We start from the raw sequence: 11,837 nt of genomic DNA on the forward strand, positions 1-11,837 counted from the left end.
GGCCCGTGCTCCCGCAGCGTTCCGGGCTCCGCTCGCCAGGCGTGCCACCGGGGGCGCGTCCGGCAGGCCCGCACCTGCCGGAATGTAAAGAGGGACGAACGTCATAGGAGGTTGTGTCACTTTCGGGGAAGACTCCGCGGCAAGGCGCCCCGCGGGGCCAGGACAACTGGGAGAGTCGTATCCATGCAGGTCTGGCCTGGAGAGGCGTATCCGCTCGGCGCCACGTATGACGGCGCCGGGACCAACTTCGCGGTCTATTCGGAGGCCGCCGACCGGATCGAGCTGTGTCTGCTGCACGACGACGGCTCGGAGACGGCGGTGGAGCTGCGGGAGACCGACGCGTTCGTACGGCACGCATATCTGCCCGGCGTGATGCCGGGGCAGCGGTACGGGTTCAGGGTGCACGGCCCGTACGCCCCCGAGCGCGGTCTGCGCTGCAACTCGGCGAAGCTGCTGCTCGACCCGTACGCACGCGCCATCAGCGGCAGCGTGAAATGGGGCGAGGAGGTGTACGGCTATCCCTTCGGCTCACCCGACAAGCGCAACGACCTGGACTCGGCACCCCACACCATGGCGTCCGTGGTCATCAACCCCTATTTCGACTGGGGCGACGACCGGCGCCCGCACACCGAGTACCACCGGACGGTGATCTACGAGGCCCACATCAAGGGGCTGACGATGCGCCACCCGGCCCTGCCCGACGAACTCCGCGGCACCTACGCGGCACTGGCCCATCCGGCGATCATCGAGCACCTGACCGAGCTGGGCGTCACGGCGCTCGAGCTGATGCCCGTACACCAGTTCGTCAATGACCACCGTCTGTCGGACATGGGACTGAGCAACTACTGGGGCTACAACACCATCGGCTTCTTCGCCCCGCACAACACGTACGCCTCGTGGGGCGACCGCGGCCAGCAGGTCCTGGAGTTCAAGTCGGCGGTCCGCGCGCTGCACGAAGCCGGCATCGAGGTCATCCTGGACGTCGTCTACAACCACACCGCCGAGGGCAACCACCTCGGACCGACGCTCTCCTTCAGGGGCATCGACAACCCCTCGTACTACCGGCTGACGGACGACCCGCGCTACTACATGGACACCACGGGGACCGGCAACTCCCTGCTGATGCGCTCCCCGCACGTGCTGCAGCTCATCATGGACTCACTGCGCTACTGGGTCACCGAGATGCACGTGGACGGCTTCCGCTTCGACCTCGCGGCGACGCTGGCCCGACAGTTCCACGAGGTCGACCGGCTGTCGTCCTTCTTCGACCTGGTCCAGCAGGACCCGGTGGTCTCCCAGGTGAAGCTGATCGCGGAACCGTGGGACGTGGGCGAGGGCGGCTACCAGGTGGGCAACTTCCCGCCGCTGTGGACCGAGTGGAACGGCAAGTACCGCGACACCGTACGGGACCTGTGGCGCGGCGAGCCCCGTACGCTCGCGGAGTTCGCCTCCCGGCTGACCGGCTCCTCGGACCTCTATCAGGACGACGGCCGCCGGCCACTCGCCTCGATCAACTTCGTGACCTGCCACGACGGCTTCACGCTGCACGACCTCGTCGCCTACAACGACAAGCACAACGAGGCCAACGGCGAGGACAACCGCGACGGGGAGAACTACAACCGGTCCTGGAACTGCGGGACCGAGGGCGACAGCGACGACCCGGCGGTGCTCGAGCTGCGGGACCGGCAGATGCGGAACTTCATCGCCACGCTGATGCTCTCCCAGGGCGTGCCGATGCTCAGCCACGGCGACGAGTACGGGCGCACCCAGCGGGGCAACAACAACGCCTACTGCCAGGACAACGAGCTGTCCTGGGTGGAGTGGCCCGAGGACGGCGGCGGCGAGCTGCTGGAGTTCACCCGCGCGATGGTGTGGCTTCGCCGGGACCACCCGGTGTTCCGCCGGCGCCGCTTCTTCCACGGCCGGCCGGTCCAGGGCACCCACGACGAGCTGTCCGACATCGCGTGGTTCACCCCGCAGGGCGAGGAGATGACCCAGCGCGACTGGACGTCGTCGCAGGCAGGCGCCCTGACCGTGTTCCTCAACGGCAACGCGATCTCCGAGCCGGGCTCGCGCGGGGAGCGGATCGCCGACGACTCGTTCCTGCTGATGTTCAACGCCTCGCCCAAGCCCCTGGAGTTCGTGGTGCCGGTCGACCACGGGCGCCAGTGGCAGCTGGTCGTCGACACGGCCGTCCCGGAAGGGGTGACGCCCGGCACCGGCATGAAGATCGAGGCGGGGGGCCGGCTGACCCTGCCGGACCGGAGCCTGACGGTGCTGCAACGCCCCGCCTGACGACGAACCGCGGCGCGTCCGCCGCACGAAAGCCGACGGGGCGGGTACGTAGGTTTCCATGACACCTGAGCGACCTGCCCCGGCGGTGCCCACGGCCACGTACCGGCTGCAGCTGCAGCCGGAGTTCCCGTTCGGTGCGGCGGAGGCGGCCGTCCCGTATCTGGCCGCACTCGGCGTCTCGCATCTGCATCTGTCCCCCGTCCTGGAGGCCGTCCCCGGATCGGCGCACGGCTACGACGTCGTCGACCCCGCCCGCGTGCGGGACGAGCTGGGCGGCGAGGCGGGACTCCGGTCCCTGTCCCGGACCGCCCGGGAGCACGGGCTCGGCCTGGTCGTGGACATCGTGCCCAACCACATGGCCGCCTTCCCGCGCCACAACCGCGCCCTGTGGGAGGTGCTGCGCGAGGGCCCCGCATCGCCGTACGCACGCTGGTTCGACATCGACTGGGACGCGCAGGGCGGCCGGCTGCTGGTGCCGGTGCTCGGCAGGCGGCTCGGCGAGGAGCTCGGGCAGCTGAAGGTGGACGGGGACGTCCTGCGCTACCACGACCATGTCTTCCCACTGCGCGAGGGGACCGAGTCGCTGCCGCTGCCACAGCTGCTGGACGCCCAGTGGTACCGGCCGGTGTGGTGGCGGCTGGCCCGTACCGAGCTGAACCACCGGCGCTTCTTCAGCATCTCCGAGCTCATCGGGGTACGCGTCGAGGACCCGGAGGTCTTCGCGGCGACGCACGGCACGCTCCTGCGGCTGCTGGACGAGGGCGTGATCGACGGGCTGCGGGTGGACCACCCGGACGGACTGGCCGACCCGGACGCCTATCTGAGCCGCCTGCACGAGGCCACCGGCGGCCGCTGGACCGTCGTGGAGAAGATCCTCGCGGCCGACGAGCACCTGCCGTCCGCCTGGCCGGTCGCGGGCACCACGGGCTACGACGCGCTGCGGCAGGTGGACGGGCTCTTCACCGATCCCGCGGGCAGCGACGAGCTGCTCGGTCACTACCGGCGGTTCGCGGCCCCGCAGGCGGACCGCGGCGGGGACTGGGCCGCCACCGTTCGGCGCGCCGCCCATCGGGTGGTCACGCACGAGCTGGCCACCGAGCTGGACCGCCTGACCCGTCTGGCGGGCCGCCTGTGCGCCACGTCCCCCGACCCTGCCCTGCGTGACCACGCGCCCTGGGCGCTGCGGGGCGCGCTGGCGGAGCTCCTGGTCCGCATGGAGGTGTACCGGCCTTACACCTCCACGGACGCCGCCGCGGTGGTCACCGAGGAGGCCGCCGCCGAGGCCCGCGCCACGTTCACGGTGCCCGAGGAGGCACACGCGGTCGACGTGGTACGGGAGCTGGCGCTCGGACGCGCCGGGGACGGCGCCGAACAGGCGGAGTTCCGGGCCCGTTTCGCGCAGACGGCGTCGGCGCTGCGCGCCAAGTCCGTGGAGGACACGGCGTTCTACCGGTATGTGCCGCTGCTGTCGGCGAACGAGGTGGGCGGCGACCCCGGGGCCCCGGGGCTCTCCCCCGAGGACTTCCACGCGTACTGCGCATGGGTGCAGCACGACTGGCCCACCACCGGCACCGTGCTGTCGACGCACGACACCAAGCGCAGCGCGGACGTACGGGCCGCGATCGCGGTGCTCACCGAGTGCCCGCAGCGGTGGGCGGACGTGCTGGCCGAGGTGACCGGCGCGAGCGGCGCGGCCCCCGATCCCCACCTGGTGTGGGCGGCCTGGCAGACGTACTTCGGGCTGGGGCCGGCCGCCGCGGAGCGCCTCCAGAGGGCGCTGCTCAAGCACGTCCGGGAGGCGGGACTGCACACCACGTGGACCGAGCAGGACCCCGGCTACGAGGAGGCGGTCGCGGCGTTCGCCGCGGGCATGCCGTCGGGGCCGGCGGGACGGCTGGTGACCCACTTCCGGGAGGCCCTGGCACCGCACATCGAGGCGAACGTCCTGGGAGCCGCCCTGGTCCATCTGACGATGCCGGGCGTGCCGGACGTCTACCAGGGCACGGAGGGCGAGTACCGGGCCCTGGTCGACCCGGACAACAGGCGGCCGTTCGCACCGCAGAAGGAGCCGTCGGACAAGGCGGAGCTCACCGGAGCCGCACTGCGGCTGCGCCGTCGTCGTCCGGAGGTGTTCGGCGCCTCGGCGGCCTACGCCCCTCTCGCCGCCGAAGGACCCGCCGCCGCGCACTGCGTGGCCTTCGTGCGCTCGGGGGAAGTGCTGACGGCGGTCACCCGGCTGTCACTGCGGCTCGCCGAGGCGGGCGGCTGGCGCGACACCTCTCTCACGCTGCCGCCGGGCCGGTGGGCCGACGCGCTCGCTCCCGAGCGGGAGTTCGAGGGCGACACGCGCGTGGAGGCCCTCTTCGGGCGGCTGCCGGTGGCCTTGCTGGAGCGGATCGGCGGGGAGTGAGCCGGGGGCGGAATCGCCGGGGGCGCTGCGCGTCTCCCCCGCTCACCGGAGGCGGACCGCACCGGGCCCCGCACGAGCGCCCCACGGGGTGCGCGCTCGGGGCCCGGATCCGGACGTCAGTGGGGCAGGCCCGGCACCGACGCCCCCTGGCCCTGGTCCCACAGGGCGAAGACCGCTCCGGTGCGCGCCTCGAGGTCGCATGCGTTCGCGAAGGTGTGGCTGTAGTCGACGGGGTGGCCGCCCCACTCGCCGCGCGCGGACACCGTGACGGGAGCGTAGATCATCGGGCAGTACATGTGCGCGGGCGCGATACGGCCGATGTCCCCCTGCACCGCGGCGAGCTGGGCGCACGCCCGGAGGGCCGCCGCGTGGCCCCGGGGCGGATCGCACATCAGAAGCGTGCCGCGGATGTCCCTGGAGCGGGTGTCACCCTTGGCGACGGTCAGATAGAGCCAGTTGCCCGCGGTCGCCGGCCGGGGCGCGGCCGAGGCCGAGGGCGCGATGAGCAGGGCGGCCGCGGCGAGCAGGACACCGCGCAGGGCAAGGGTCGTCTTCCTCATTCCGTATGCATCGGCACCGCGGCTCCCGAACCCCACCCCGACTCACCCGAATGGGAACGCACAGGCGCATACCGAGCGGCGAGTTCGAACGCGGCGAGCACCACCCGCGCCTGGTACTCGGCCTGGCGTGCCACGGGGATCCAGCGCGCTTCGTAGCCGTCGCGGTAGTCGGCGCACCACTCGTCGATGAGCACGTCCAGCTCCGCCAGCACCTCGGCCGCCCCGGGCCCGGCGGCCCCGGCGAGCTGGTGCAGCAGTCCGGCGGTGCGCAGCGCGACCCGGCGGCCGGAGATGCCGAGGGCGGTCAGCCGGGCGGAGTCGAGCGGCGGCAGCGGCCGCTCCCCGGGCCCGTAGGTGTCGGGGTCCCAGGAGTCGGCGAGTCCGGGGCCGACCAGTAAATAGTCGTCGACCGGGGCGAGCAACCGGTCGGCGTCCACGACGCCCGGCAGATGGGGGCGGATGCGGACCAGGAAGCCCTCCAGCAGGCGGGTGTCGTGCCGCAGCGTCCTGCTGACCGTCCGCAGCACCGCCTCGGGGTCGGGGTGCGGCGAGTCGTCCTCCACGGCTTCCACCCCCCACATGGGCGCCTCCACGACCGCTGTGACGGTGCCGTAGCGGTGCGGATGGAACCAGGTCGACTCGACCGCGGCCTCCGTGATCGCCGCGGCGAGGTCCCCCCGGCGGGGCGGCGGAATGCGGTAGACGGCGGGCCCCAGGGTCGGCCAGTACAGGGTGTCGTACGGGCCGAGTTCGCGCGGGATGCCGAGCCGGGCCGCCGCCTGGGCGAGCCGCTGAGCCATTCCGGGCAGGTCGCGGGTCAGTTCCACGAAGCCGCCGCCGACGTCGACTCCGTGCAGGGAGCACTGGAAGAAGGGCCGCAACTCGTCCTGGAGGTCGAGCAGGGCGCGGGTCTCGGGCAGGGCGGCGCGCTCCGCGCCGTCCGGCAGCCACTCGGGCTGCTCGAGGAAGCCGGGGCGGAAGAAGCGCCGGAAGTACCGGCCGAGGGTGTACGGGCCCGACAGCCAGCCCTCGTTGCGCCGTGCGCCGTCGGGGTCGAGACACAGCAGCAGGTTCCAGGTGGTGTCGGCCCCCGCGCCGAGCCGGGGGTCGGCGAGCGCCCGTTCGGCCAGGCGCAGGGCGGTGGCGCCGCCGACGGGTTCGTTGGCATGGGGTCCGGCGACCACGAGGGCGTGGCGGCTGCCGTGTCCCACGGAGAGCAGCCACAGCGGCGTGCCGCCCCGGGACGTGCCCACGCGACGCAGCCGGGCGTCACGCGGGCGGCGGGCGACGAGCGCGGCAGCACGAGCGCCGAGTTCGTCCACCGTCGGGTAGCGGAGGAGTGGCGGCAGGGCACACCTCCACTGCGGTTACGTCGGCTCACCTGGTGTACATGGTGTACGCACAGTCAGTCACGGCTCGGCAGGTACGTCAACACCGCGGACGACGAGGGTGGTCGGCCGGGAACGGGAGGGTGTTCCGGCCACAGGCCGAGCCCGGGCGGGGCACGCCGTCCGCCGGAGGCCTGGCTCCGGCCCGGCACGTCCACGCGTTCGGCCCACATCAGGCACCCGGGCATCAGGTGCCCGGGATCCGCTGGTCCGTCAGGGCCGCCGGCCGGTTCCCGCCGGCCCTCCTCGGCCTTCTCGGCCCGGTGACCGGCTACTGCGCCGACAGCCGGAACGTCATCGTGCCGAAGCCGACCAGGTCGCCGTCGCGGACGATCGCCGCGCCGATCACGCGGCGTCCGTTGACGGTCGTGCCGTTGGTGGAGCCGAGGTCGCGCAGCACCCACAGACCGCCCTGGTGCCGCAGTTCGGCGTGCACGCGGGAGACCGTGTCGTGGCTCAGCCTGAGACCGCTCGCGGGATCGCGGCCTATCCGCAGCGGATAGGGGTTGCCAGGGCTGGGCAGCAGCAGTTTGGGCAGCCGCTCGGCCTGCCAGGCACGGCGCAGCCGCACGGTGAACCCGGAGATCGCCTCGACGGTCCCGAACACCATCCGCGACCAGCGGTTCTCGGTGGGCAGATCCGCGGTGAGCGCGGCCAGCTCATGCGGCTGCCGGGCGACCAGCGCCAGCTCCATGCGCCGGATGAAGGTGTCATGGGACAGGCGTCCCAGTGCGACGCCGTCGCGCAGCATCTTCAGCGCCCTGTCGCGTTCGGCGTCCGAGAGCCGAGCGGGGTGCGTGTGGAACTCGAAGGACGACGTCACGCACGTGATTGTCGGTCAGCCGCGCGCGGGTGTCCAGAAAGCGTGGAACGACCTCCGCCGCCATCAGGCGGTTCCATGTGTCAAAAGGGTGGATCCGGCGAAGAATTGATCTCGCGTGGCGCACGATGGAGGCGCTGCGTCAGGAGGAACAGACGAGGGGGAACCGTCCGTGCAGTTCGAGGTGTGGGCTCCGCAAGCCGCCCGGGTGACGCTCCACTGCGGAGCGGCCGAGCAGGGATTGACACGTGATCCGGGGCGCGCGGGGTGGTGGACGGGAGAGGTGGAGGCCGGCGACGGCACGCGGTACGGATTCGCCCTGGACGACGGTCCCGTGCTGCCCGACCCGCGCTCGCGCCGCCAGCCGGACGGGCCGGACGGGCTGAGCGCGGTGGTCGACCACGGGGCGTACGCCTGGCGCACCCCCGGGGAGGGGCACGGGCTGCCGGGCGCGGTGCTGTACGAGCTGCACGTGGGGACGTTCACCCGCGAGGGCACGCTGGACGCGGCGGCCGAGCGGCTCGGCCACCTGGCGGACCTGGGCGTCACGCACGTCGAGTTGATGCCGCTGTGCCCGTTCCCGGGGCGCCACGGCTGGGGGTACGAGGGCGTCAGCCTGTGGGCGGTGCACGAGCCCTATGGCGGGCCGGAGGCGCTGAAACGGTTCGTCGACCGGGCCCACGAGCTCGGCCTCGGCGTCGTGCTGGACGTGGTCCACAACCATCTCGGCCCCTCCGGCAACCACCTCCCCGCGTTCGGCCCGTACTTCACCGAGACGCATCACACCCCCTGGGGCGCGGCCGTGAACCTGGACGCACCGGGCTCGGACGAGGTGCGGGCGTTCCTGACCGGCAGCGCGCTGGCCTGGCTGCGCGACTACCGGCTCGACGGGTTGCGCCTGGACGCGGTGCACGCGCTGTGCGACACCCGCGCGGTCCACTTCCTGGAGGAGCTGTCCTCGGCGGTGGACGCGCTGGCCGCCGAGACGGGACGCCCGCTGTTCCTGATCGCCGAGTCCGACCTCGCCGACCCCCGCGTCATCACCCCGCGCGGGGAGAACGGCCTCGGGGTGCACGCGCAGTGGAACGACGACTTCCACCACGCGCTGCACACCGCCCTGACCGGCGAATCCCAGGGCTACTACGAGGACTTCGCCCGCGCCCCCTTCGCGGCCCTCGGCAAGACGCTGACGGGCGGGTTCTTCCACGACGGCACGTACTCCACGTTCCGGGGCCGGCGACACGGCCGCCCGCTGGACCGCACCCGCGTCTCCGCGCACCGCCTCCTCGGCTACGCCCAGACCCACGACCAGGTCGGCAACCGCGCCCAGGGCGACCGGCTCTCGGCGTCCCTGTCCCCGGGGCTGCTGGCGTGCGGGGCGGCGCTGGTGCTCACCGCCCCGTTCACCCCGATGCTGTTCATGGGCGAGGAGTGGGCCGCCGGCACGCCGTGGCAGTTCTTCACCGACCACACCGATCCCGAACTGGCCGAAGCCGTACGCCGCGGCAGGCGCCGGGAGTTCGCCGCGCACGGCTGGGCGGAGGAGGACGTACCCGATCCCCAGGACCCGGCGACCCGTGACCGCTCCTGTCTCGACTGGTCCGAGCCCGGACACGGCATCCACGCGCGCGTACTGGCCTGGTACCGGGAGCTGATCGCGCTGCGCCGTGCCGAGCCGGACCTCTCGGACCCCGACCTCGAGGACGTGAAGGTCACCCATGACGAGAGCGCCGGCTGGCTCGCCTTCCGCCGTGGCGACGTCCTGGTCGCCGTCAACCTGGCCGCGGAAACGGCCAAGATCCCCCTCGGCATCACGCACGCCCGCGTGCTGGCGGCGTGGGAGCCCGTGGAACCGCCGGACCAGGACGGTGTGCTGAGCGTGCCGGGCGAGTCGTGCGTGGTGCTGACGCGGGAGTGACCGGGACACCGGGGCGCCCGCGGCAGCTTCGCCGCAGCGCACGTACGCTGCGCGCTGCGCAAGCGGGCCGTGCGCGCGGCGCCCCGGGTCTCTTCTCAGCGGGAAGGGGCGTTCCAGGGCACTTCGCAACGGGAATGCTCGGGCCGGTGTCCGACGCGGACGCCCTACGGTGTCTCCTCCTGCGGCAGTTCCGTGACCCGCTCCAGCATGATCGACTCCCAGGCGCGCCCTACCCGGGCGCGCAGGACCGGCAGCGGGGTGCCGTCGCGGCCCTCGAGCCCGTCGGCGAGGCGGACGAGCGTGTCGCAACGGGCGAGCCACAGGCCGCGCAGACAGGAGCGGGCTCCGTAGCCGGCCAGGGTGGCGGCGCACACCGCCGCGGGCGTGCCCACGGCGACGGCGAGCGAGGCGATGTCCTCGGCCGGGTCACCGATGACCGCGTCGCTCCAGCCGAGGACACCGCGCACCCGCCCGTCGCCGCTGACCACGAGGTGTTCGCCCCGGAGGTCGTGGTGCACCAGGACGGCGGCGCCCGCCGGGGCGGCCAACTGGCGTGCGGCGGGCGCACCGAGCCGGTCGAGCCCGGCGGGGTCGAACTCGTCGTCCTCGCCCAGGCGCCCGGTCACACGCGCGGCGGCCGCGCGCAGTGTCTCCAGTGACCGTGGCGCCATCCGCGGGACGCCCAGCGCCTCGGCCTCGCGCGCGGGCACCTCGCGCAGCCCCGTGAGCAGCGTCGCGAGGTCCGCTTCGCCGACCGCCGAGATGTCCGGTTCCTCTTCGGTGCTCCCGGGCAGCCGGGTGTCGAGGGTGTAGGCGAGGCCGGCGGCCCACTCTCCGTGCGCCACGCTGGTCGGGACCGCGATCCCCACGTGCGGCCGCACCAGGACACGCAGGCGCAGTTCGCGGCGCTGGCGCGCGGAGGCGTCCCGGTCGGTGGCGAGCCGCAGCACATGGCGCGTACCGACGAGCCACGTGGCGTGCCCCGCGCCCTGCACGACAGGCGTCACCTCCGGTCTGTCGTCGCCAGGGAGCAGGGAACGGACCAGTCGGTGTACGGTCTCCGCCGTCGGTGTCGTTGGCTGGGTCATGATCACGCCGTTGTCGTCTCGGATGCGTGCTCGGGGCTGCCGGTGACGGGCCGGCCGACCGTCGCCCGCCCCGCTGTCGCGTCCCGGTCCGCCACCGCCTCTCAGCCGACTACGGCCATCTCGCGCGACGTGTTGTTCAACCGCCGCCCGCCGTCTTTGGTCACCGTCACGATGTCCTCGATGCGGACCCCGAAGCGGCCCGGCAGATAGATGCCGGGCTCCACGGAGAAGCACATGCCGGGGACGAGCGGCTGCTCCTCGCCCTCGATCATGTACGGCGGTTCGTGGGTGGTGACGCCGATGCCGTGCCCGGTGCGGTGGATGAAGTACTCGCCGTAGCCCGCGTCGGCGATGACCGCGCGGGCCGCCCGGTCAACCTCCTGGCAGGCCACGCCGGGCCCGACGGCCCGGAAGCCCGCCTCCTGGGCGGCGCGCACCAGGTCGTGCACCCGGCGCTCCTCGTCGGTCGGTTCGCCGACGTGGACGGTGCGGGAGGTGTCGGAGCCGTAGCCGTACTTGAGACCGCCGAAGTCGAGGACCACCATGTCCCCGCGCTCGATGACGCGCTTACCGGCCTCGTGGTGCGGGTTGGCGCCGTTGGGCCCGGAGGCGACGATGGTGAAGTCGACCTGCGCGTGGCCGAACCGGCGCAGCAGGTCGGCGAGATCCGCCGAGACCTCGCTCTCCCTGCGCCCCGCGAAGGGCACCTTCAGGATCTCCTCGTACGCCGCGTCCGCCGCGGCGCCGGCGGCCGCGAGCCGCTCCAGTTCCGCGGTGTCCTTGACGGCCCGCAGCATCGGAAGGGCACGCGTGAGCGCCACCTGGCCGACGTCCGGGAGCCGTTCGCGCAACCCGAGCAGGTGCAGGGCCCAGGCGTTGTCGCTGATGCCGTAACGGCCGTCGCCCCGGAGCAGGGAGCCCGCCGCCTCGTAGGGGTCCTTGCCGTCGGTCCAGTCGCGCAGCGTCAGGGCGGGCGCGCCGGCCGCCTCCGCCGCGTCGGGCGCCTCCAGGGTGGGGACGACGAGGACAGGGTCGTGCCCGGCGCGCAGTACCAGCAGGGTGAGGCGCTCGGTCTCCCCCGGCCGGTACCCGGTCAGCCACACCAGGTCGGGTCCGGGCGCGATGAGGAGCCCGGCCAGCCCGGCCGCGTCGGCGGCCTCCGCGGCGCGCCGCATGCGGGCCGCGTAGTCCTCGGCGGTGAAGGGCGCGGTTCCGCCCGTTTCGGGCGGCGTGGGCGTGCCGGTCATCCATACCTCCGCGGTCCGGATTCTCCCAGGGTCTACGGGCAGCATCCTGCCTCTCCACCGGGACGGATGCGAGCCCATTACGACCACGGCGGCCGGAGGACCGGCGCGGCA

General features: G+C 73.1%; 8 protein-coding genes. 3 read left to right on the top strand and 5 right to left on the bottom strand.

Annotated elements, in window-relative coordinates; all coding sequences use genetic code 11:
- Positions 1-183 precede the first annotated feature (183 nt).
- Together glgX and treY are read left to right on the top strand one after the other, a co-directional pair.
- Positions 184-2,295: a glycogen debranching protein GlgX gene (gene glgX / locus ACQEXA_RS15730; RefSeq protein WP_433130415.1), complete on the top strand. Its 2,112-nt coding sequence runs from the start codon at positions 184-186 to the stop codon at positions 2,293-2,295.
- A 58-nt stretch (positions 2,296-2,353) separates the two neighbouring features.
- The gene (gene treY / locus ACQEXA_RS15735; RefSeq protein WP_432934056.1) at positions 2,354-4,705 is read left to right on the top strand and encodes a malto-oligosyltrehalose synthase; all 2,352 of its coding nucleotides are present in this window, start codon (positions 2,354-2,356) and stop codon (positions 4,703-4,705) included.
- A 116-nt stretch (positions 4,706-4,821) separates the two neighbouring features.
- Here treY and ACQEXA_RS15740 read toward each other — a convergent pair whose 3' ends face one another.
- From ACQEXA_RS15740 to ACQEXA_RS15750, 3 genes are all read right to left on the bottom strand, one after another.
- Positions 4,822-5,265, bottom strand: a complete 444-nt coding sequence (locus tag ACQEXA_RS15740; protein ID WP_432934054.1) for an SSI family serine proteinase inhibitor — start codon at positions 5,263-5,265, stop codon at positions 4,822-4,824.
- Positions 5,262-6,587: a M14 family zinc carboxypeptidase gene (locus tag ACQEXA_RS15745; protein ID WP_432934052.1), complete on the bottom strand. Its 1,326-nt coding sequence runs from the start codon at positions 6,585-6,587 to the stop codon at positions 5,262-5,264. The genes ACQEXA_RS15740 and ACQEXA_RS15745 overlap by 4 nt, the downstream gene beginning before the upstream one ends.
- A gap of 337 nt (positions 6,588-6,924) precedes the next feature.
- Positions 6,925-7,476: a DUF1707 and FHA domain-containing protein gene (locus ACQEXA_RS15750; RefSeq protein ID WP_360989969.1), complete on the bottom strand. Its 552-nt coding sequence runs from the start codon at positions 7,474-7,476 to the stop codon at positions 6,925-6,927.
- A gap of 169 nt (positions 7,477-7,645) precedes the next feature.
- On the opposite strand from ACQEXA_RS15750, the gene treZ reads away from it, so the two are divergent.
- Entirely contained in the window at positions 7,646-9,391 is a 1,746-nt protein-coding gene (gene treZ / locus ACQEXA_RS15755) for a malto-oligosyltrehalose trehalohydrolase (RefSeq protein WP_432934049.1), read from the top strand.
- A gap of 164 nt (positions 9,392-9,555) precedes the next feature.
- Here treZ and ACQEXA_RS15760 read toward each other — a convergent pair whose 3' ends face one another.
- Positions 9,556-10,479, bottom strand: coding sequence for an aminoglycoside phosphotransferase family protein (locus tag ACQEXA_RS15760; protein WP_432934047.1), 924 nt, complete (start codon positions 10,477-10,479; stop codon positions 9,556-9,558).
- A 101-nt stretch (positions 10,480-10,580) separates the two neighbouring features.
- A complete protein-coding gene (locus tag ACQEXA_RS15765) occupies positions 10,581-11,726 on the bottom strand; it encodes a M24 family metallopeptidase (protein ID WP_432934046.1) in 1,146 nt (381 codons plus the stop codon).
- Positions 11,727-11,837 lie beyond the last annotated feature (111 nt).

Source organism: Streptomyces sp. CA-106110, from assembly GCF_050936285.1.
Taxonomy (GTDB): domain Bacteria; phylum Actinomycetota; class Actinomycetes; order Streptomycetales; family Streptomycetaceae; genus Streptomyces.

Bases quoted from the DNA above. Each gene is read 5' to 3' on its own strand.
- ACQEXA_RS15740 (WP_432934054.1), bottom strand. From the start codon at position 5,265: ATGAGGAAGACGACCCTTGCCCTGCGCGGTGTCCTGCTCGCCGCGGCC.
- ACQEXA_RS15760 (WP_432934047.1), bottom strand. From the start codon at position 10,479: ATGACCCAGCCAACGACACCGACGGCGGAGACCGTACACCGACTGGTC.
- ACQEXA_RS15765 (WP_432934046.1), bottom strand. From the start codon at position 11,726: ATGACCGGCACGCCCACGCCGCCCGAAACGGGCGGAACCGCGCCCTTC.
- glgX (WP_433130415.1), top strand. From the start codon at position 184: ATGCAGGTCTGGCCTGGAGAGGCGTATCCGCTCGGCGCCACGTATGAC.
- treY (WP_432934056.1), top strand. From the start codon at position 2,354: ATGACACCTGAGCGACCTGCCCCGGCGGTGCCCACGGCCACGTACCGG.